This window comes from Actinoplanes subtropicus, from assembly GCF_000721705.1.
GTDB lineage: Bacteria > Actinomycetota > Actinomycetes > Mycobacteriales > Micromonosporaceae > Actinoplanes > Actinoplanes subtropicus.
This window is the reverse complement of sequence record NZ_JOJL01000039.1, coordinates 1-19,301: the sequence shown is the minus strand read 5'-3', so window position 1 is coordinate 19,301 and position 19,301 is coordinate 1. Positions and strand designations below refer to the sequence as shown.

The window sequence follows — 19,301 nt, the reverse complement described above, 5'->3', positions numbered from 1 at the left end:
GGCAAAACGATCGACACGTATCAACCGGTCCGTCGGCGTCTACTTTGGTCTATGGGCGCTAGACCAATGGCCGTCGCGGCGGGAGGGGCCAGGCGGCGACGCTCCAGTGATGCGTACCCGTATCCTGGCCGCCCTCGGCCTCGCCCTGCTCGCGCCGCTGATCGGTGAGTACCTTCTGGGCAACCTCACGATCCGCGACCTCGCCGCGATTCCGTTCCTGGCCCCGATGTACGGCGGCGGCGCCCTGCTGATCCGCGAGATCGCCCGGCGCACCGGCCGGGGCTGGCCGGCGATCCTCGTGCTCGGTCTGGCGTACGGCGTGCTGGAGCCGGGCATCTTCGACGGCTCCCTGTTCGCGCTCTCCTACGAGGGGGTCGACTACGCCGCCGCCCGCGTCCCGGTGCTGGGCTTCAGCGCCTTCTACGGGCTGCAGTTCGTGATCAACCACGCCGTCTGGAGCATCACGATCCCGATCGTGCTGACCGAGTCGCTCGCCCGCCGCCACCGCGCGACGCCCTGGCTCGGCCGGGCCGGGCTCGCCGTCACCGCCGTGATCTACGTCCTCGGCGGGCTGCTGATCCGGTCCTTCAGCATCGACAACGGCCAGTACAAGACGTCATGGACCCAAGCCGCCGGCGTCCTGCTCGTCGCGGCGATGCTGGTCGCCGTCGCGCTCCGGCTCCCGCGGCCGTCCCCGGCCCGCTCGGCCGGCTCGCTGCCGCGCCCGTGGGTGGCCCCGGTCCGGTCGGCCGGCTGGGTGCCGCGTCCGTGGGTGGCCGCGGTGGCCACGTTCGTGGTCTCCGGCGGCTACTTCGTGCTGCCGGCCGGCTGGCCCGGCGTGGCCGCCGTCCTCGCGATCGCCGCCACCGCCGCGCTGGTGGTCGCCCGGCTCGCCCGGCACGCCGGATGGAACGGGCGGCACCGGGTCGCGCTCGCCACGGGCGCGGTCGTGACGTATGCGGCGGCCGCCTTCTCCGTGACCGCGTTCAAACACGACAACGACCCGCTGGCCTTCGCCGGCAACTGCGTCTTCGCGGTGGCCGTCCTCGTCCTCTGCGCCCTCGCCGCCGCCGCGGCCCACCCGACCCCGGCACCGGAACACCTATCCGAGACGCCCTAACGCTGCCTCGACAGCGGCCTCGACCCGGGAAGTCATGCCGGGCACGTCGACGGGCCGGCGCCCGGCGACCTGCCCACGGATCCACCTCGCCCCGCCGTCGTCATAGTGCAGCAGGGCATACAGGTCCCACCACGGATCGAGAGTCACCCCGGCGATCGATTCATAGAGCGACCCGAGCTGCTCCGACCAGTCGGGGGAGTAGAGCGCCGCCAAGTATCGCCGACAGTGCCCGACGTCAATCGCGCGCGACCCCCGATGGATCGAGTTCCAGTCGGTCAGCCCGGTAATCCTCCCGTACGACCACAGCAGGTTGACCGGCAGGAAATCGCCGTGCAGAAAGACAGCAGTGTCCTTCGGCGGCGGCGCCGCCATGACACCGAACGCCGCCTTCCACACCGCCGGCTTCTGTGCGCCGGCCGGCACCCGGAACCCGTCCCGAGGAGCGATCCAAGAATCCGTCCACGGCCTGAACGTCTTCGCCGGCAGATCGAGGGAATGCAGCAGTACCGCAGTCTCCGCGATCCTCGTCAGCCACGACCGCGGTTCCACCGGACTGAGGTCGACATGCCCCGGCAACCGCGTCATCAGCAACGATGGCGCGCCCCCGGTCGCAGCACCAGCAACATCGGCAGCCAGGACGCTCGGCGCCGGGAGCCCACTTCCCGCCACCACCCCAAGGTTGGCGATCTCCCGCGCCAAACTCCGCTGCAGGCCGAGCCCAGCCGGGTACTGCCGCAGTACGACGAACGTCCGCCGCCCACGTTGTTCGACGGTCAGCCGATTCACGGCGGAACAGACGCCCCCGGTCAGCCGGCGGTAGCCGACGACGCGACTGCCCCGACCCATCGACGCCGCAACCCACGCGAGGGTCTCCGCGGAGGGCCGCCGCTCCCGGAACCCGCCATCCCTCCAGTCGCCGTCGGCCATGAGCGCGACGCTATGCGTCGGGGACCCGCGGCGACAGGGGTTTTCGAACGCGCTGGACTACCAGTCCATCCACCCGTCCAGCGTCGGCTTGCGCAGGTGTGGCGCCTCGTCGTAGTCGATCGCGGTCAGCCACCGTGCGCCGGGCATCACTCGATAACCGAGCTTCCCGGTCAGTTCCCGGACGACGGTCGGCATGTGCAACGCCCCGAAAACGACCGCAACCTCCGTGTCCTCGGCGGCGAACTCGGCGTCGATCTCCCGCAGCACGCCGAGCAGCAGTTCCTCCCGTTTACGGTCGCCGGCGTCGCGCGGGACCTCGGTGAGGTCATGGATGTCGAGCGGGTTGTTGCCGAACCAGTCACCGTCGCCGGTGAGGGCCATGTGCAGCGCGAGGATCGGCGTCATCACGGTCGCGGTCACCTTTTCCGCGCGGGACATCCGGCGGTCCGGGTCAGCGTCCGGCGCCAGGTAGTCGTCGGGGAAGATGATCGGGACGCCGAGGGCGCCGTAGTCGATGTCCTGAGGCACCAGGTCACGGCTGGCTCGCTGACGGGCCAGGCGCATCGCGTTGGCGAACATCAAGCCGGTCGAACTAGGGCCGTCCCATATCTCGGCGACGACCGCGGAGCAGGAGCGCAGCCGCTGCCAGATCGCCCAGTAGTAGTCGGCGTGCCCCATGTGGATCGTCGGGATGATCACCCAGCGCAGCCCACCGGCGGGCCGCCGGAACACGGTGACCGACGTCCGGAAGCCCATGACGCTCATCTCGGTCAGCTGCACCCCTGCAGGGTAGAAAGCCGCGGCCAGCGCTTCCCTGCGGCATGATCCGCCGCTCGGTCTCTCGAGAACCAGTTCGCCGGTTCGGTTCGCCTATCCGGCCGGCCGGTCCAGGGCGGCCAGGAAGCGGAAGAGGTGCGGGTCGAAACGGCCCGGATCGGCCGCCGCCAGCTCGTCGCGGGACCACCAGCGGACGGCGTGGAACTCGCCCGCGTCCGGGCGCAGCTCCTCGTCGCCGGTGCAGGCCAGGACGTACCAGAGGCTGACGTCCGGGTGGCCGTGGTCCTGCCCGACCGTACGCGTGATGGTCAGAAAGATCGGCGACCGGGACAGACCCGCATCGCCCAGCCCGAGCTCTTCCTGGATCTCCCGCCGCGCGGTCAGCGCGGGGTCCTCATCGACCTCGACGTGACCACCCGGCGGGAGCCACAGCCCGGCGTCGACGTGGTCGACGAGCAGGACCCGCCCGTCCGCGGCGACCGGCACCACGTAGGACACCAGATGCTGCGGCGGAGACGCCGGCTTGACCCGGCGGAACACGTCGTCGGTGCCCGACAGCCAGGCCAGCGCGGACGCACGGTGCTCGGCGCCGAGCTCGTCGACCGGTGAGAATCGCGACACCAGGTCGTGGACGACCGCCACGGACTTGCGCATCCGGGAATGCTGTCACGAACGCCGCGGCGCTGCCGAACGGGGTCTCTCGGGGCGGGAGCGGTGTCGTCCCGTCCGCGTATCATCGCCTGATCGCCAACTCGATCGTGGGGGACGAGACGATGCGTGGTGTGATCGCGGCAGCCGTGATCGTGACGGCCGTAGGCCTGGCAGCGGCGTGCGCACACCCGCCGGGATCGGCTCCGGCGCCGCCACCGTCGGTGCCTCCGGCGAGGCTGGTGGAACCGGTCGGCAGCCAGCCGGCGTTGCCGGCCGGCTGGCGTTGGGAGTCGTTCGGCGGTGTCCAGGTCGGCGTCCCGGGTGACTGGGGATGGGACGACAAAGGGCTCCGGTTGGACGCGTGGTGCATCAAGCCGGGGAACCATCCGCCCGCGGTCGTCCGGCCCGGCGACGGGGTTCCCCTCATCGGTTGCGGCGTCGGCGTGAAAGGCCCGCCGCCCGGGTTTCTGATCAAGAACACCGGGTGGACAGTCGGATTCGACCGTACGGACAAAGGCGACGGCAGTAGCCAAGAGGCTGACCGCACGACGGTGCGGCGCGACGGCGTCGAGGTCATCATCCAGGCGCCGAAACAGATGCGGGACCGGATCGCCGCCACGATTCACCGCGTGAAAGTCGACGACGCCGGCTGCCCGACCAGCCATCGGATCAGTGCCGGACCGGATCTGCGTCCCTCCCCGCCCACCGACGTCGCGACCCTGCGTGACGTAACCTCGATCTCGGTCTGTAAGTACCCTTTGCCGGACGGGCTTTCGACCCGTCCCTCCGCGCCACGCCTGCTGTCCAGCCTGCGCCTGGACGGCGCGGCGGCCGCCGACGAGATTCGCCGCATAGCCGCGGCGCCGGCCGGAGGCGGCCTGGACACGCCGGCGAACTGCGCGCCCGAGGTAGCGCACGGCGACCAGATCATCGTGCTTCTGGCCCGGTCCGCAACCCGCACCGCGGAAGTCACGATGCGCTACGCCGGCTGCGTCCAGAACGGCTTCGACGACGGCACGACCGTCCGCCGGCTGACCAAGGCCGGCGTCGTGCCGCTCGTCACCGGCCCCAACCGCGTGTACGGCGGCTTCTCCGGCCAGCCCGAGAAGAACGACATGCTGCTACCGCCCCATTGACGGCAGAAACCTCGTCCGTGCTGGTCATTGTTGGTTTGCCCGCCGTGCCGGCGTCTTCACCGCCGATGAGCTCCGGCAGCGGCCGGCCCGGGCGTTGCCTCCCCAGGTGTGTCCTGGGCGGCTCGACCTGGCCCGGCAATGCCAGCACTCCGTCGAATCATCGCCTCGGCCCGAGGGCTCGGTGGCCACGCCCGCGACGCCCGAGTGAGTCAGCGGAGTTCGAGGCGCTGCAGGGCGTCGGCCGCGATCTCGACCGCCTGGTGGTCGGGCAGGGTGGCGCCGACGAAGTCGCCGGTCGTGCGCATCTGGTCGGCGATCTGTTCGGCGCACGACTCGGCGTCGGACCAGCGGATCGTGCCGGACAGGCCCCGTAGCCAGTGGGTCAGGCGTGGGAAGTGGGCCGGGGTGTCGCCGTACCCGGGAACGGGAATTGCCTTGATTGCGGCGGCCAGCCGGGCCAGGGGGGCGTCGTGATCGTCCAGGAGGAGACCGAGGATCGCGGACTCGGTCAGCTCGGTGTCGTCCGGCACCAGCACCGGCGGGAGCGGGTGCCCGGCCGCGACCGGCAACGGGACCGGATGATTGCCGACGTCGAAGCCGATGCTGACCCGGGACGCGTAGCCGGGGTCGTCCACGCAGACGATGATGCGCTGCGGGCCAGCCTCGGCCAGGTCCATCACCAGCACGCTGGTCTGGTCGAGGTCGCCGATCATCAGCTCGCCGTCCGGCAGGTCGAACTGGCCGTCGAAGACGATCTCGCCGACCAGCGGCATCGCGCTCTCCCAGACCGTCGCCCGCACCAGGCCGGCCTTGCCGATGGTGCGCACGATCACGTGCCCGGGGCCGTCGAACACCACCACGTCGGCGTCGGCGCCGTCGCCCTCCGGGTCGTCGACGAACTCCTCCGGCACATCCGCCCCGATCACCAGGAACGGTTTCTCCGTATAGACCTGCACGGCCCCGACCATCATGGGCGGCAGCGTAGTCAGGCGGCCGGACCCACTCCACGGTGACCCCGCAGCCGCCGGACGTACGGGCGGTGGCGTGCGCGATCGTCAGGCAAGGTCCGCGCCCTGGCCCGGGGTCCGGCTCTCCGTCAAGCTGGAGGACCAGGCGCTGCGCAAGAAGGGGTTACAGCAGAAGATCGGCGCGCTTTTGGACCGTTGGCCCGATGGCGAAGACTCGGCGGAAATTCGGGCGGATGTCAAATGGGTCGCCGACCGGCGCAACGCGTTCGCCCACTCGCTGCTCGACGAAGCCGACTTGTCCGATCGGTTCCGTGGGAAGTGGACGTTTGATGCCGCGGCCGTCGAGGACGCCTTTATCCGGGTCGGCTCGGTCGCCGAAAGCTTTGCAGTAGCACGTGACCTTTAGGGTCGCGACTACTTAAATATGGCATCGTGCGGCGCACCGTCATCGGCCAAATCCGGGCGCCGACCGGGTACGCCAGGGTTTGTAGCCTTCCGCCTGGCGCGAGCCCGAGCTCGCACCGAACAGCCCATCTCAGGACCGGAGCCAACCGGGCGGCCGCGTTTCGCGTCTGCCGGCCGTGGGATGTTCTTCGCACTCACCGCGGAGCAGGAGGCCGCGCTGATGGCGACGCGGGACGACGCCGAGGTGCGGGAGTTCGTCGACGAGGTCGAGATGGGTGACCGGGACGGCGAGCCGCTCGAGTGCGAGACGGACAAGGCCTGGGACGCCATCCACCGTGCCTGAGCGACGGAACCCTCGGTTGTGGCCGGCGCCTCTCCCCGCTCGACATGGCCGTGCTCGGCGGCGGCCACCACCAGGAGGGCGAGGACTACATCGTGGCGCACCTGCGCGCCACCGAGCGAGCCGTGATCTTCACCGTCGATCAGTAGAACCGGACGGGTCCGGGGTCCGGAGCGACCTGGCGAGGGTCGCGGCCCAGGCGCGGGCCCGGTCCTCCTCGCCGGCCAGCAGGGGGCCGGTTGTGCCGGTGACCCGGAAGCCGGCCGCCGGGGCGAGCATGCGGCAGCCCAGCCGGCGCAGCAGGCGGTGGCCTTGCGGGCCGCCGAGCCGGTGATCGGCTTGTCGACGCGGGTGTCGAAGGTCGCGGCGGCCACACCGGTCAGCGGGGGTGATGCCGCCAGGTATTCGCGCAGCCCGGACGAGGCCGCGCCGGGCCGCACCGTGCCGTTCTGCTCGGCCTGCTGGCGGGAGGACGGCCGGCTCAGCCCGAAGGCGTGCGTCGGCGCCCCGGCGACCAGCAGGTCGATGTCCTCGGCCGCGGGCGCGGTGCTGACGTCGGCCAGGGTGACCTCGCAGGTCCCGGCGAGGCCGTCGGCGATCGCGCGGGCGATCTTCTCGGTGTTGCCGAACATGGACTCGTGGACGACCAGTGCCTTCATGGCTCTCTCCGTTCGAGCTGGTCAGATGAGGACGTCGGCGACGTCGCGCCGCTGGGTCGGGTGGCCCGGGGTGCCGTAGCCGAAGCGGAGCAGGATCTGCGGGCTGCCGGCTCGGCCCAGCGCGCGGCGCAGCTGGTCGCGGGCGGCCGGCACCTCGATCGGCTGGCTGATCATCGAGGTGTCCAGGCCGGCCGCGGTCGCGGCTAGCAGCACCTTCTGCATGGCCTGACCGGCCCGGATCTGGTCGGCGGGGCGGTCGCCGGCCACGCCGAGCACGCCGACCAGCGGCTCGGGCTCGTAGTCGCGGCCGGGCAGCCGGCGGCGGTCGGTGAACAGCCGCTGGGGTAGCAGGTCCTGCGGCTCGGGCAGCGGCGCGCCGGCCCGCGAGGGTACGCCGTCGGGGGCCCGGTCGGCGTGCGTCCAGCCGGCGAGTTCGGCCTGGTAGCGGGCGTCGCGGCGGAGCACCCGGTCGGCGCTGTAGGCGATCTCGCTGACCGCCGCCAGGGAGGTCGCGCCGACCAGCAGGTCGAGCCAGGCCAGCTCGTCGGCGGCCGCACCGAGCAGCGCGCGGCGCACCCCGGCGGGGACGGGAGCGGGCCAGAACGGGCCGCGGTTGCTGTACCGGCGGGGGATGGCATCGTACAGCTCGGCCTCGGCGTACGTGGGCGGCCGGGGGTTGCCGGGGGTCAGCCGGGCGATCAGGTCACGGTCGGCCGGGTCGGGGTGCGCGTCCACCACGGCCGGGCGACCGCCGGCGGTGAGCGCGAGCCGGGCGTTGTAGAGGGCCGCGCCGCAGGCCATCCGGGCGGCCCAGCCGGACCGGTCGGTGGCCAGGTGCCGGCCGGGGTCGACGCGGATCTCGATCGTGCCGTCGCGCAGCCCGAACAGCCACGGCTGGCTGTTGTGCAGCGAGGGCGCGCGGATGCCCGCCTGGGCGGCGTGGCGCAGGTCGGTGTGGTCATAGGTGGCGAGGACGCGGCTGATCGGGCTTGACATGGCGGGCACCTCCTGACCACCACGGTCCCGCCCGGCGGCGCGGCGGGTCAGGGGCGAAAGTCCCGGGTGCCCGGGCAAGGGCCCGGCTCATGCCGTTCAACGGAACTCTGCGGGCTGCCGGGTGTGACGCGGGACGTCACGCCGGAGGGTGCGACCGCGCCGCCGGCCGAGCGGGCGGCGATCGAGGCGCATCTGCGGTCGGTGACCTGGCTGCTCTGACCGGGTGGGTCAGCCGGGGGAGTCGCGGAGGAAGGCGGCCAGCAGGTCACGCAGCGCGGTGCGGTCGGTCTCGGACATGGCGGCGAACAGCTCGCCGGCCACGTGGTCGGCGTTCAGCCGGGCGACGGCGAGGCGTTTCCGGCCCTCGTCGGTGAGCGCGACCGCCCGGGCGCGCCGGTCGCCGGGGACCGCTTGGCGGACGGCCAGGCCCATCGCCTCCAGTTCGTCGACGGTGCGCATCATCGTCGACTTGTCCCCGTTCAGCTCGGTGACCAGCCGGGCCTGGGTGCACGGGCCGAGGCGGCCGAGCGTGTTGAGCACGCCGAACAGCCGCCCGTCGATGCCCAGCGGCGTGAGCGCCTCGGCGAACCGGCGTGCCGCCCGCTTGTGCGCGCCCGCCAGCAGCTGACCGATCTCGACGCCGACCGCGTTGCTCCCTGCCATGGGCCCACTCTACTCAATTGAGATATTCTCGCTTGAGATATTCTCTAGTGAGAGTATATGGTCGGCGGGTGCATCAGTGGACCCGCTGGCCGCTGCGAGTCACCTCGTCGCTGGCCGCCCTGCTTCTGTTCGATCAGGCCGTCTTCGCCGGTCAGTTCCTCGCCGGCACGTTCCCGGCGCTGCAGACCCATCGGGACAACGCGACCTACGCCGGCCTCGCGGTGCTGGCCGCCGCGGTCGCCGCCGCGCTGATCCGCTGGACCGGCGGCGGCCCGCTCTGGCCGATGTTCGCGTTCCTGGGGTTGTTCGGGCTGATCGCGCTGCAGATCGCGATCGGCTTTCTCCGGTTGCTCGCCGTGCACATCCCGCTCGGCGTGACGATCATCCTGGGCGGCCTGTTGCTGACCGCCTGGTCGTGGCGCTACCAGCCGGGGGAGCGGTCGTGAGCCTGAGCCGGCGGCGGTTGCTGGGTGGGCTCTCCGCGATCGGTGCGGCCTCGGCGGTGGGGATTCAAATTCTTGCGGGTGTACGCGGATCCAGCTCGACCGGCGAGCTGCTGCCCAGCCGGATCGGGCTGCCGAAGCCGTTCCGCCTGCCGTTCCGGGTGCCGCCCGTGCTGGCCCCGGCGCGATCCGACGCGACCGGGGACTACTACCGGGTCACGCAGCGAGCCGCACTGGTCGAGATCCTGCCCGGTGTCCGTACGCCAATTTGGGGTTATGAAGGTCTTTTCCCGGGGCCGACGATCCGGTCGGTGCGCGGCCGGCGGACGGTGGTGACGCACACGAACGAGCTGCCGGTGCCGGTCGTGGTGCATCTGCACGGTGGGCACACGCCGGCCGGGCAGGACGGCTTCCCGGCCGATCTGCTGTATCCGGCCGGCTGGACCGGGGACATGATGACGGGCGGGGTGATGGCGCACGGCCGTCGCGACTACGTGTATCCGATGACGCAGCCGGCCGCCACGCTCTGGTACCACGACCACCGGATGGACTTCACCGGTCCGGCGGTGTGGCGCGGGCTGGCCGGGTTTCACCTGATCAGCGACCCGGCCGAGGACGCGCTCGGGCTACCCGCCGGCGACCGGGACCTGCCCGTCATGATCGCCGACCGCTCGTTCGACGCGGACGGATCCCTGCGCTATCCCAGCCTCGACCCGTCGCTGCTGCACACGCCGGGGGTGCGTGAACCGTACGGCTCCGGCGTGCTCGGCGACGTGATCCTGGTCAACGGCGTGCCCTGGCCGGTCGCGGAGGTGCCCGCGGCGCGTCATCGGCTGCGCTTGCTGAACGCGTCGAACGCCCGCCGCTACCGCCTGACGCTCGACCCGCCCGGCCCGTTGGTGCAGGTCGGCGCGGACGGCGGGCTGCTGGAGAGCCCGGTCGCGCAAGAGGCGGTGGAGATCGCCCCGGGGGAGCGGTTCGACGTGGTGGTGGACTTCGGCCGCTACCGCCCGGGCCAGGTGGTGACGATGCGGAACGAGTTCGGCGACCACACCACGACGGCGGTCATGCGGTTCCGGGTCGGCGCGGCCGTCCCGGACCCCAGCCGGGTGCCCGACCGGCTCGCCCCCGCACCGGCCGCCGCCGGGCCGGCCGTGATGACGCGGGACCTGCGGTTCCGGCACGGGAAGGTGAACGGCATGGCCGGGTGGACGATCAACGGCGCGGCGTTCGACCCGGCCCGGCCCGCGGCCACGCCCCGGCTGGGCGACACCGAGATCTGGCGGCTCAGTTCGGACTTCCACCACCCGATCCACCTGCACCTGGCCTCGTTCCGGGTGCTGTCGCGGGGGATCGGCGGGCCGGGGCCCTACGACCAGGGGCCGAAGGACACCGTGGACCTGCGGCCGGCCGAGCAGGCGAGCATCTTGGTGCGCTTCGCCGACCACCCCGGCCGGTACGTCTTCCACTGCCACAACCTCGAGCACGAGGACATGGGCATGATGGGCGTCTTCGCCGTGCGCCCCTAGAAGGCCGCCGGACGATCAGTCAGGAGCAGACCGAGCGCCACCGTCAGGCGTACGCCATCGCTCTGCCCCAGCGCGAGAATGAGGAGCGGCCCGGCCACCAGCGCGAACCCTATTCCGCTGAGCGTCTGGGCCGCGGCGGCCACCGCCACCGCCAGCAGGACGGCGACGGTGAGCATTACGGCTTGCGGCCGACCGCCCCGAACTCGTCCACCTCGCGCAGGTCGTCGCCCTCGGCGCCGGGCTCCGGGCGCCACGTGTTGCACGGCACCAGGCCGGGCTCGAGGACCTCGAGGCCCTCCAGGAAACGGGCCAGTTCCTCGGGGCGGCGCAGGTGGTAGGAGAGCGGCGCGCTCGCGTTCCACACCCCGATCGCCTCCTCGAAGGCCGGGCCGTCGAGCACGTTGGTGCCGTCCGCGGTGACCAGGTACGAGCCGGACGGCAGCGCGGCCAGCAGCCGGCGCACGATGCTGACCGCCTCGTCCAGGTTGGGCACGTGGCCGAGGATGTTCATCAGGATCAGGCCGGTCGGCTGCTTCAGGTCCAGCGTCGTGCGGCCGGCCGCCTCGAGGATCGCGTCCGGGTCGTGCAGGTCGGCGTCGATGTACTCGGTGGCGCCCTCGGGGGTGCCGGTGAGCAGCGCCCGGGCGTGCACCAGCACCAGCGGGTCGTTGTCGACATACACGATCCGGGCGTCCGGGGCGGCGGCCTGGGCCACCTGATGCGTGTTCTCGGCGGTGGGCATGCCGGTGCCGATGTCCAGGAACTGTCGGATGCCCGCCTCGGTGGCGAGGTAGGTGATCGCCCGTTTGAGGAACGCGCGCGACGACTTCGCCACCACCGTGATGTCCGGGTAGAACTCCGAGAACTGGTCACCGACCTGCCGGTCGACCTCGAAGTTGTCCTTGCCGCCGAGCCAGTAGTTCCATACCCGGGCGGAATGCGGGATGCTGGCGTCGAGCTTGGCGCCGGGTTCGCTGTCGGTCACGGTGGCCTCCCGGTGACGAAATGTACTGACGGCTACGTTCATATCAGGCTGAACGCCGGTATGCTAACGCGCGAAGATCACGCTTCTCCACTGTGGACGACCGGGGCTCCGTCGGGCGACTTTCGGCAGAAGGACATAGGTGAATCAGGTAACGGGCGGCGGCTCGACGGTGCGCCGCATGCAGCTTGGTGCGCGCCTGCGCGCCTTGCGCCGGGCGGCCGGGCTGAGCCGCGAAGAGGCTGGTCATCCCATCCGCGCGTCGGAGTCGAAGATCAGCCGGATGGAGCTGGGGCGGGTCGGGTTCAAGGAACGCGACATCGCCGACCTGCTGACCCTGTACGGCGTGGACGATCACGAGGAGCGGCGGCGGCTGCTGACCTTCGTGACCGAGGCGAATTCACCCAGTTGGTGGCACCTGTACAGCGATGTGCTGGACCCCTGGCTGCAGACGTATCTCGACTTCGAGCAGGGTGCCGAGCTGATCCGGACGTACGAGGTCCAGTTCGTCCCGGGCCTGCTGCAGACCGAGGCGTACGCCCGGGCGGTGATCAGCCTCGGCTACGACCCGTCCGCGACCGAGGAGATCGAGCGCCGCATCCGGCTGCGGATGGAGCGCAAACAGTTGCTGCTGCGCCCCGACGCGCCGAAGCTGTGGGCGGTGCTCGACGAGGCGGCCCTGCGTCGCCCGATCGGGGGAGTGGACGTCCTGCGCGGGCAGATCGCCGCCCTGATCGAACTGACCGACCTGCCCGGCGTACGTCTGCAGGTCATGCCGTTCGCTTCCGGCGGTCATGCGGCGTCGGGCGGTGCGTTCAGCGTGCTGCGCTTCCCCTACCAGGAGCTGTCCGACGTGGTGTACATCGAGCACCTGACCGGCGGGCTGTACCTGGACCGGCGCGAGGAGGTCGACCGGTACTCGGCGGCGATCGGCCGCCTGTTCATCGAGGCGGCGCCGCTCACCGAGACTCCGGCGATCCTCCGCGACATCCTCAAGGACCTCGGGAGCTGAGGCTCAGGTAGCGCAGGCCCTTCTTGAGGAAGGTACGCGGATTGGTGTCCAGGTGGCGGGCCCACGCCGGGTCGGGCTCGCCGCGCATCCGGGCGTACCGGGCGAGCGCGTACCCGAACATCGGCTCGGTGAGATAGCCGAGACGAGTGGCCGACCAGCGCCGGCCCGTGCTGGAGAACTCGAGGGAGGCGTTGGCCGCGAACACGCCCATACCCAGATAGACGGTGAGCAGGTCGGTCAGCGGCTCCTGATCGGCCCGCTCCGGCGGCACGCGTTCCTCACCGAGCAGTCGTACGTGCGCCAGTTCGTGCGCGATCGTGGCCACCAGAACGCGCGGGGCACCTGCGAGCGATTCCTCCAGCGAGACGACGGCCTTGCCGTTGACGGTGCGGTAGTGCCCGGCGGCGCCGGACCAGCGGGAGGCGGCGCCGATCGCGCGAGCGAGGGGGTCGTCGCGCCCGCCCTCGTGAAAGTCGACCACGACCCGGTCGAGGTCGACGCCCATGTACGTGCCGACGCGGGCGACGGCAGCGCGGACGTCATCGGGCGAGCCGGCGAAGACCCCGGGGAAATACTCGTCGGTGGGCAGGACGACCGGCCGGCTCAGCCACTCGTCGCCGAACTGCCCCCGGAACCAGTCCATGTTCTCGTCGATCCAGACCCGCTCGGAGTCGACGACCGGGCACTTCGGCTCGAACATGTCGCCCATGGTGACGTACGAGCGCCATCGGAAAGGATCGTCTAGTCTCAGGCCGTGGACGGGGGGATCATCATCGGGTGGGCGTTGCTCGCGCTGCTGAGTATCGCCGTGCTGTATCGGGTGATTCGCACGGCCGTTGCCCACGGCATCGCCGACGCCGAGGAGAAGCGGCGAAAGGCCGCCCGGAAGTCGTGACCGTCCCCGCCGGTGTCAGCCAAGCGGCGGGGACGGGGCGGGCAGCGGGTTCTTTCGGGCTCGCCAGGCGCGCCACACCACGCCCGGGGCGGCCAGGGTGCTGGGGTGACGGAGCATCTGCGTCACCTCCTGGAAGGCGGCGTTCACCGCGGAGTCGGTGATCGACGCCTGGATGATCAGGTCGACGATGCGGCGGGCCAGGCGGTCGTGTGCCGGTGGCCGGTCGGCCGCCTCCTGGCCGGCGCGGTCTCCCGAGGCGGAGATCTGCCAGGCGGCGTCGACGATCACGCGTTGGAGGGCGAGGAAGTCCCGGGCCGGGGCATCGAGGTCCGGGCTCGAGCGCAGGAACATCGACAGGGCCGAGGCGTGCAGGGCGGCCGAGCTCATGCCCTGGCCGTACAGGGGATTGAACGAGGCCACCGCGTCCCCGACCGCGAGCAGGCGGGCCGGCAGGCGGTCGCAGGCCCAGAAGTCGCGGCGGCGGCTGTCCGCCTGGTGGTAGGTGGTGACGTCGCCGACCATCTCGTCGGCGGCGACGTGGCCGAACGGCGAAGGGAGTTCGGTGCGGAAGCGGTGGATCATGTCCTCGGCGGTGCTGCCCGGGCGGAAGTCGCCGTAGCCGCCCATCATCGCGATCCAGCGGTCGTCCTCGACGGCGGCGAAGACGGCGCCGCCGACGTCCTTGCGGAGCGTGTTGCTGGGGATGGCGAGGGCGGTGCCGTACGGGTGCTCGCCGGGCGGGCGGCGGAAGTAGGCGGTGGCGTAGTTGATGCCGGTGGGCACGCGTACGACCGGCGGCCGGTCCCAGCCGGCCGACTCCAGCCAGGCGCTCAGGCGGCTGGCGCGGCCCATGGCGTCGACCACCAGGTCGGCCGGCTCCCGTCCGGGGGTGCCGGCCGACTCGTAGCGGACGGCGGTCACCGCGGTCTCGCCGGTCTCCAGGCCGGTCGCCTGACCGGTGATGACCTTGACGTTCGGCAGTTCGAGCAGGTCGGCGCGGATCCGGCCCTCCAGGAAGGGCCGGGTCGCGCTGAGCAGGCGGATGTCGGCCCCGATGACCTTGCGGACGCCGTCGACGTACTGCGCCTGCCGCTCCGGCGGCACCAGGCTCGCCCCGCCGGCCACCGAGCGCGCGATGAACCCGGGGAACCAGCGCTCCAGCTGGCGGCTGCCGCCGGACAGCAGCGCGTGCACCTGGGAGCTTTGCGGGACGCCGCGGCGGCCGCCGGCGCCCGCGGCGGTGTCGTCCCGCTCGATGATCACCACCGTGTCGGCGTGATCGGCCAGCACGCGCGCGGCCAGCATGCCGGCCACGCTGCCGCCCAGCACGATCGCCGTGCCCAGGCCGGCGGACGGGCCGGTCGGCGGCTGGTTCGAAGCGATCTCGGCGAATGTCTTCGCGGGTGACGAAACCATGGGCCGAAGCTTACGGACCCTCGGCACCCTCCGCGGTCCCGCGGAAACCGGTGCCCTGGGGCGGGCCGGGTAGACTTGCCGGGCACCAGGCCACTTGGAGGGAGTCACATTCATGGCTCTGAACGCTGACGAGTTTTCCGCCATCGCCACGGCGGCGGCGATGGCGGGCGCGGCCGTCCTGGCCCTGCGTGCGCTGAAGGCCCGAGCGGTGCGCGTCGTGCGGGTCGTCGACCGCAACGGCAAGGTGCATGAGCTGCCGGAGGACGACCCGCGGATCTCGTCGCGCCTCTGATCACCGCGGGTCGACGATCGAGCGCAGCAGCACCCGGGAGACGTCGACGACCTGCACCTCGTCGGCCGCCTTGCCCTGCTGTTTGCGGACGGCGGTGCCGTCGGTGAGCATGACGATGCAGTAGGGGCAGGCCGCGGTGATCAGTTCGGCGCCGGTGGCCAGGGCCTCGTCGGTGCGGGTCTCGTTGATGCGGACGCCGATCGTCTCCTCCATCCACATCCGGGCGCCGCCCGCGCCGCAGCAGAAGGACGTCTCGCGGTTGCGGGGCATTTCGGTCAGCCGTACGCCGGGGACGCCGGCCAGGATCTCCCGGGGCGGCGAGAAGACCCGGTTGTGCCGGCCCAGGTAGCACGGGTCGTGGTAGGTGACCGCCGCGTCGACGGGGTGCACCGGCACCAGCCGCTTCTCGGCGATCAGCTGGGAGAGCAGCTGGGTGTGGTGCAGCACCTCGTAGTCGCCGCCGAGCTGCTGGTACTCGTTGCCGAGCGCGTTGAAGCAGTGCGCACAGGTGACCACGATCCGCTTCGCGCCCGCGTTGTTGAGCGTCTCGACGTTCTGCTTGCCCAGCTCCTGGAACAGCAGTTCCTGGCCGAGCCGGCGGGCCGCGTCGCCGGTGCAGGTCTCGGCGCCGCCGAGCACCATGAAGCTGACGCCGGCCTCGTTCAGCAGTTCGGCGACCGCCCGGGTGGTCTTCTTGGCGTTCTCGTCCAGCGAGCCGGCGCAGCCGACCCACAGCAGGTACTCGACGTCCTCCGGGAGTTGCTGGCCCTCATCGAGCACGCGTACGTCGAACGGCAGCCCGGCCATCCACTCCAGCCGAGCCTGCGCGCCCCGGCCCCACGGGTCGCCCGCTCGCTCCAGGTTGCGCAGCAGGGTGTGCGCCTCCTTCGGGAACTGCGACTCGATCAGGACCTGGTAGCGGCGCATGTCGACGATGTGGTCGACGTGCTCGATGTCGACCGGGCACTGCTCGACGCAGGCGCCGCAGGTCACGCACGACCACAGCACGTCCGGGTCGATCACGCCGCCCTCACCTGCCGGGCCGACCAGCGAGCGCTCGGCCTCGGCCAGCACGTCCTTGTGCAGCGCCGCCCGCTGCTCGTCCGAGGTGGCCAGCAGGTACGGGGCCTTGGCGGCGGCGTGGTCGCGCAGGCTCATGATCAGCAGCTTGGGGCTGAGCGGCTTCTCGGTGTTCCACGCCGGGCACTGCGACTGGCAGCGGCCGCACTCCGTACAGGTGGCGAAGTCGAGCATGCCCTTCCAGGTGAAGTCCTCGATCACCCCGCGGCCGATCTTGTCGTCCTCGCCCGGGTCCTCGAAGTCCACCTCCTTGCCGCCCGAGTAGACCGGCAGCAGCGCGCCCAGGGCCCGCGGGCGGCGGGAGAACGCGACGTTGATCGGCGCGAGGAAGATGTGCAGGTGCTTGGAGTAGAGGACGAGCACCAGGAAACCGAGCACCACACCGAGCGAGGCGAGCAGGCCGGCCGTCTCCAGGACATCGTTGGCGGTGCGGCCCAGCGGAGCGAGCAGCTTGCCCACCGCCTCGGAGGCGAAGGCGCCATGGGCGTACGGGAAATTGCCGGTGTTGATCTGCGCCCCTCGATAGAGCAGCAGGGTCCACATCACGTTGAAGATCATGAAGAGGACCAGCCAGGCCGGGCCCAGGTGCGAGCCGAAGAACCGGGATCGGCGGCCCTCACGCTCCGGGCTCTGCCGCAGCCGGATCGCGGCGAAGACGACCAGGCCGGCGAGCACCGCCACGATGAACAGGTCTTCCAGGAAGCCGAGCCAGGTCTGGGTGCCGATGATCGGGATGTGGAAGTCGCGGTCGAACAGCGCCCCGAAGCCCTCGATGATCGTGGCGAACAGGATGGTGAAGCCCCAGAACACCGCGAAGTGCGCGGCGCCCGGGACGCTCCACTTGAGGAGTTTGCGCTGCCCGAGGACCTCGGTCGTCACGGCCAGGACGCGTTTGCCGACGCCGGACGTGCGGCCGGGTTCGACCGGCTGACCGGCACGCCCGATCCGGTAGAGCTGGACGGCGCGGCGGCCGGCCACGGCGAACACGGCCAGCGTGATCGCGAGGCCCAGCACGAGTCGTACGACCACTATTACTCCTCTACGAAAATGACAGGTTGGGCGCGGCGGCGCTCGATCTCGGCGAGCAGTTCCGGCACGACCTCGTGCACGTCACCGACGGCGCCGAGGTCGGACAGCTGGAAAATGGGAGCCGCCGGGTCGCGGTCGATCGCCACGACCGTCCCGGCGCCGTGCATGCCCGAGCGGTGCCGCAGCGAGCCGGAGATGCCCAGGGCCAGATAGAGGCTCGGGTGCACGATCGTGCCGACCTGGTCGACCTGCATCTCGCGCGGGCACCAGCCCTGCTCGGCCGCGGCGTGCGAGCCGGCCGGCACCCCATCGAGCGCCGCGGCGAGCCGCCGGACCAGGTCGAACCCGGCCTCGGAGCCGACGCCGCGACCGCCGGCCACGATCACCGCGGCGGTGGCGAGGTCGCCCGGCACGGTACGGCCGCGCACCGCCCGCACCCGGTCGGAGAACGGCACCCGGACCACGCTGACCGTGGGGGTGACCGGCGCCGGGGCGACGGTGATGTGCTCGGTGCGTACGGCGAGAATCGGGACGCCCCGCACCACCCGGGACTCCACCTCGTAGGCGCCGCCCTGCACCGACTGGGTGGCGACCGGGCCGTCCGGGCCGGCCGCGACGTCGACCACGTCGATCAGGACGCCGGAGTCCAGGCGGACCGCGACCCGCCCGGCGATCTCCAGCCCGTCCCGGCCGGAGGCGATCAGGATCGCGGCCGGCCTCCGCCGGGCCAGCTCGCCCAGCATCTCGACCCGGGCGGCGACCGGATGCGCCGCCACCTCGGGCGCGGTCACCGAGTAGATCGTCGCCGCGCCGAACCGGCCCAGCAGGGCTCTGGCCGCCGGATCGGCCGGGCCGCCGAGCACCGCGGCCGGCGTGCCGAGCCGCCGCGCGACGGTGAGCAGCGCGCAGGTGGCGCGGGGCTTGGCCCGCTCGGCCAGCACCAGAACCTCCGCCACGCCCGCCTCCGCTCTCGCTACAGGAACTGACGCTCGGCCAGGAAATCGGCGACCCGGATGGCCACGCTGGTCGGGTCGCCCTCGGCGAGCACGCCGCGCCGGGCGCCCGGCCGCGGGGTCGCCGCCCGCACGACGCACGCCGAGCCGGCCAGGCCCACCTCGGCCGGCTCGATACCGAGCGTGGCCAGCGTCCACTCCGAGATCAGCTTGTCCCGGGCGTCGAGCCGGGACACGTACCGCGGGTAGCGCGGCTCGCCGCACCGCTCGGTCACCGAGACCACCACCGGCGGCGCCGCGGACAGCACCCGCCGGTCGCCGCAGCCGTCGTCCCGGTGGATCTCCACCTTCCTTTCCCGTACGACGAGGTGGTCGGCGAAGCACAGCACCGGCACCCCGAGCCGCTCGGCGACCATGGCCGGCACCGCCGACATGCCCGAGTCGGCCGACGCCGAGCCACACAGCACCAGGTCGAACCCGAGGCGGGCGACGGCGGCGGCGAGCACACGCGAGGTGGCCAGCGCGTCCGAGCCGTGCAGCGCCTCGTCCCGGACGTGCACGGCGGTGTCCGCGCCCAGTACCAGGGCGGTGCGCAGGGCCGCCACGGCGCAGGGCGGCCCCATGGTGACCGCGGTGATCTGCACGTCCCGACGGCGTACGGCAATCCTCAAAGCTTGATCGACGGCGCACGAATCGGCGGCATTCAGCGCGGCGGGGCGGTCGTCGCGCACCAGGGTGTGGTCGGGGGCGAACGACAGGTCCGCATCCATGGACGGCACCTGTTTGACGAGCACCACGATCCGCACGGTGGACCTCCCCAGGACTGAACGGCAGTTTAGGGCGATCGCCGTCGATCTGACTAGAGCGTGATCTTCCCGGTGCCGGTATCGACGGTGCGGGAGGCATGGAACGTGGGCATCGAATGGTGCCGCGTAGAAAGACCTCGAAGGATTAGGGGCTTGAGATCAAGGAACGTCCTCCCTGGTGGGATGAGCGGGCTTGGTGTCCCAGTACCCATCGAGGAGGAC

Annotated in this window: 23 protein-coding genes; 10 read left to right on the top strand and 13 right to left on the bottom strand. The window is 71.7% G+C overall.

Annotation, left to right across the window (positions count from 1 at the left end; genetic code table 11):
- The first annotated feature begins 109 nt into the window (after positions 1–109).
- Positions 110–1,120, top strand: a complete 1,011-nt coding sequence (locus IH26_RS0141810; RefSeq protein ID WP_051809475.1) for a hypothetical protein — start codon at positions 110–112, stop codon at positions 1,118–1,120.
- Here the strand turns inward: IH26_RS0141810 and IH26_RS0141805 are convergent.
- The 3 genes from IH26_RS0141805 to IH26_RS0141795 all read right to left on the bottom strand — a co-directional run bounded on the left by IH26_RS0141805 (position 1,103) and on the right by IH26_RS0141795 (position 3,478).
- Positions 1,103–2,047, bottom strand: coding sequence for a phosphotransferase family protein (locus IH26_RS0141805; RefSeq protein WP_030441839.1), 945 nt, complete (start codon positions 2,045–2,047; stop codon positions 1,103–1,105). The two genes, IH26_RS0141810 and IH26_RS0141805, sit on opposite strands and share 18 nt — an antisense overlap.
- A gap of 57 nt (positions 2,048–2,104) precedes the next feature.
- On the bottom strand, positions 2,105–2,827 hold the full coding sequence (locus IH26_RS0141800; RefSeq protein WP_030441838.1) for a hypothetical protein: 723 nt from the start codon (positions 2,825–2,827) through the stop codon (positions 2,105–2,107).
- Positions 2,828–2,917: 90 nt separating this feature from the next.
- A complete protein-coding gene (locus IH26_RS0141795; protein WP_030441837.1) occupies positions 2,918–3,478 on the bottom strand; it encodes an NUDIX domain-containing protein in 561 nt (186 codons plus the stop codon).
- 263 nt (positions 3,479–3,741) lie between these two features.
- Between IH26_RS0141795 and IH26_RS56625 the strand changes: the two genes are divergently transcribed.
- Complete coding sequence (locus tag IH26_RS56625) at positions 3,742–4,611, top strand: hypothetical protein (protein WP_157437647.1); 870 nt, start codon at positions 3,742–3,744, stop codon at positions 4,609–4,611.
- A 209-nt stretch (positions 4,612–4,820) separates the two neighbouring features.
- Here the strand turns inward: IH26_RS56625 and IH26_RS0141785 are convergent, their stop codons facing one another.
- The gene (locus IH26_RS0141785) at positions 4,821–5,582 is read right to left on the bottom strand and encodes a hypothetical protein (RefSeq protein ID WP_030441835.1); all 762 of its coding nucleotides are present in this window, start codon (positions 5,580–5,582) and stop codon (positions 4,821–4,823) included.
- Positions 5,583–5,655: 73 nt separating this feature from the next.
- Here IH26_RS0141785 and IH26_RS0141780 point away from each other — a divergent pair, with 73 nt between their 5' ends.
- From IH26_RS0141780 to IH26_RS60480, 3 genes are all read left to right on the top strand, one after another.
- The gene (locus tag IH26_RS0141780; RefSeq protein WP_030441834.1) at positions 5,656–5,985 is read left to right on the top strand and encodes a hypothetical protein; all 330 of its coding nucleotides are present in this window, start codon (positions 5,656–5,658) and stop codon (positions 5,983–5,985) included.
- Between the two features lie 180 nt (positions 5,986–6,165).
- Positions 6,166–6,327, top strand: coding sequence for a DUF1877 family protein (locus IH26_RS61670; protein WP_169789896.1), 162 nt, complete (start codon positions 6,166–6,168; stop codon positions 6,325–6,327).
- 303 nt (positions 6,328–6,630) lie between these two features.
- Positions 6,631–7,062, top strand: a complete 432-nt coding sequence (locus tag IH26_RS60480) for a hypothetical protein (RefSeq protein WP_157437645.1) — start codon at positions 6,631–6,633, stop codon at positions 7,060–7,062.
- On the opposite strand, the gene IH26_RS0141765 is transcribed toward IH26_RS60480, so the two are convergent.
- The gene (locus tag IH26_RS0141765) at positions 7,005–7,979 is read right to left on the bottom strand and encodes an Acg family FMN-binding oxidoreductase (RefSeq protein ID WP_084599560.1); all 975 of its coding nucleotides are present in this window, start codon (positions 7,977–7,979) and stop codon (positions 7,005–7,007) included. The two genes, IH26_RS60480 and IH26_RS0141765, sit on opposite strands and share 58 nt — an antisense overlap.
- Before the next feature lie 228 nt (positions 7,980–8,207).
- Positions 8,208–8,642 carry a MarR family winged helix-turn-helix transcriptional regulator gene (locus IH26_RS0141755; protein WP_051809471.1) on the bottom strand — a complete coding sequence of 145 codons (435 nt, stop codon included), beginning with the start codon at positions 8,640–8,642 and terminating at the stop codon, positions 8,208–8,210.
- A gap of 68 nt (positions 8,643–8,710) precedes the next feature.
- On the opposite strand from IH26_RS0141755, the gene IH26_RS0141750 reads away from it, so the two are divergent.
- On the top strand, positions 8,711–9,088 hold the full coding sequence (locus IH26_RS0141750; RefSeq protein ID WP_051809469.1) for a hypothetical protein: 378 nt from the start codon (positions 8,711–8,713) through the stop codon (positions 9,086–9,088).
- Positions 9,085–10,614, top strand: a complete 1,530-nt coding sequence (locus tag IH26_RS0141745) for a multicopper oxidase family protein (RefSeq protein ID WP_034217115.1) — start codon at positions 9,085–9,087, stop codon at positions 10,612–10,614. The genes IH26_RS0141750 and IH26_RS0141745 overlap by 4 nt, the downstream gene beginning before the upstream one ends.
- Here the strand turns inward: IH26_RS0141745 and IH26_RS0141740 are convergent.
- Both IH26_RS0141740 and IH26_RS0141735 read right to left on the bottom strand, forming a co-directional pair.
- Complete coding sequence (locus IH26_RS0141740; protein ID WP_030441829.1) at positions 10,611–10,790, bottom strand: hypothetical protein; 180 nt, start codon at positions 10,788–10,790, stop codon at positions 10,611–10,613. The two genes, IH26_RS0141745 and IH26_RS0141740, sit on opposite strands and share 4 nt — an antisense overlap.
- A complete protein-coding gene (locus IH26_RS0141735; RefSeq protein ID WP_030441828.1) occupies positions 10,790–11,599 on the bottom strand; it encodes an SAM-dependent methyltransferase in 810 nt (269 codons plus the stop codon). The genes IH26_RS0141740 and IH26_RS0141735 overlap by 1 nt, the downstream gene beginning before the upstream one ends.
- 178 nt (positions 11,600–11,777) lie before the next feature.
- On the opposite strand from IH26_RS0141735, the gene IH26_RS0141730 reads away from it, so the two are divergent.
- Positions 11,778–12,608, top strand: a complete 831-nt coding sequence (locus IH26_RS0141730) for a helix-turn-helix domain-containing protein (RefSeq protein WP_030441827.1) — start codon at positions 11,778–11,780, stop codon at positions 12,606–12,608.
- Here IH26_RS0141730 and IH26_RS56620 read toward each other — a convergent pair.
- Positions 12,589–13,308 (bottom strand): eCIS core domain-containing protein, encoded by a 720-nt coding sequence (locus IH26_RS56620; RefSeq protein WP_157437644.1) that lies wholly within the window; start codon positions 13,306–13,308, stop codon positions 12,589–12,591. The genes IH26_RS0141730 and IH26_RS56620 overlap by 20 nt on opposite strands.
- Positions 13,309–13,362: 54 nt before the next feature.
- Here IH26_RS56620 and IH26_RS60475 point away from each other — a divergent pair, with 54 nt between their 5' ends.
- The gene (locus tag IH26_RS60475; protein ID WP_157437643.1) at positions 13,363–13,503 is read left to right on the top strand and encodes a hypothetical protein; all 141 of its coding nucleotides are present in this window, start codon (positions 13,363–13,365) and stop codon (positions 13,501–13,503) included.
- A gap of 15 nt (positions 13,504–13,518) precedes the next feature.
- Here IH26_RS60475 and IH26_RS0141715 read toward each other — a convergent pair whose 3' ends face one another.
- Positions 13,519–14,919: an FAD-dependent oxidoreductase gene (locus tag IH26_RS0141715; RefSeq protein WP_034217112.1), complete on the bottom strand. Its 1,401-nt coding sequence runs from the start codon at positions 14,917–14,919 to the stop codon at positions 13,519–13,521.
- A 112-nt stretch (positions 14,920–15,031) separates the two neighbouring features.
- On the opposite strand from IH26_RS0141715, the gene IH26_RS0141710 reads away from it, so the two are divergent.
- Entirely contained in the window at positions 15,032–15,211 is a 180-nt protein-coding gene (locus IH26_RS0141710) for a hypothetical protein (protein WP_030441824.1), read from the top strand.
- Here IH26_RS0141710 and IH26_RS0141705 read toward each other — a convergent pair whose 3' ends face one another.
- The 3 genes from IH26_RS0141705 to IH26_RS0141695 are packed head-to-tail and all read right to left on the bottom strand — an operon-like array spanning position 15,212 to position 19,079.
- Complete coding sequence (locus IH26_RS0141705) at positions 15,212–17,320, bottom strand: (Fe-S)-binding protein (RefSeq protein WP_030441823.1); 2,109 nt, start codon at positions 17,318–17,320, stop codon at positions 15,212–15,214.
- Between the two features lie 2 nt (positions 17,321–17,322).
- Entirely contained in the window at positions 17,323–18,276 is a 954-nt protein-coding gene (locus IH26_RS0141700; RefSeq protein ID WP_030441822.1) for an electron transfer flavoprotein subunit alpha/FixB family protein, read from the bottom strand.
- 17 nt (positions 18,277–18,293) lie between these two features.
- Positions 18,294–19,079, bottom strand: coding sequence for an electron transfer flavoprotein subunit beta/FixA family protein (locus IH26_RS0141695; RefSeq protein ID WP_030441821.1), 786 nt, complete (start codon positions 19,077–19,079; stop codon positions 18,294–18,296).
- Positions 19,080–19,301: the final 222 nt, after the last annotated feature.

Coding starts and splice junctions, on each gene's coding strand:
- IH26_RS0141810 (WP_051809475.1), top strand. CDS start 110: ATGCGTACCCGTATCCTGGCCGCCCTCGGCCTCGCCCTGCTCGCGCCG.
- IH26_RS0141805 (WP_030441839.1), bottom strand. CDS start 2,047: ATGGCCGACGGCGACTGGAGGGATGGCGGGTTCCGGGAGCGGCGGCCC.
- IH26_RS0141795 (WP_030441837.1), bottom strand. CDS start 3,478: ATGCGCAAGTCCGTGGCGGTCGTCCACGACCTGGTGTCGCGATTCTCA.
- IH26_RS0141785 (WP_030441835.1), bottom strand. CDS start 5,582: ATGATGGTCGGGGCCGTGCAGGTCTATACGGAGAAACCGTTCCTGGTG.
- IH26_RS61670 (WP_169789896.1), top strand. CDS start 6,166: ATGTTCTTCGCACTCACCGCGGAGCAGGAGGCCGCGCTGATGGCGACG.
- IH26_RS0141765 (WP_084599560.1), bottom strand. CDS start 7,979: ATGTCAAGCCCGATCAGCCGCGTCCTCGCCACCTATGACCACACCGAC.
- IH26_RS0141755 (WP_051809471.1), bottom strand. CDS start 8,642: ATGGCAGGGAGCAACGCGGTCGGCGTCGAGATCGGTCAGCTGCTGGCG.
- IH26_RS0141740 (WP_030441829.1), bottom strand. CDS start 10,790: ATGCTCACCGTCGCCGTCCTGCTGGCGGTGGCGGTGGCCGCCGCGGCC.
- IH26_RS0141730 (WP_030441827.1), top strand. CDS start 11,778: ATGCAGCTTGGTGCGCGCCTGCGCGCCTTGCGCCGGGCGGCCGGGCTG.
- IH26_RS56620 (WP_157437644.1), bottom strand. CDS start 13,308: ATGTTCGAGCCGAAGTGCCCGGTCGTCGACTCCGAGCGGGTCTGGATC.
- IH26_RS0141715 (WP_034217112.1), bottom strand. CDS start 14,919: ATGGTTTCGTCACCCGCGAAGACATTCGCCGAGATCGCTTCGAACCAG.
- IH26_RS0141710 (WP_030441824.1), top strand. CDS start 15,032: ATGGCTCTGAACGCTGACGAGTTTTCCGCCATCGCCACGGCGGCGGCG.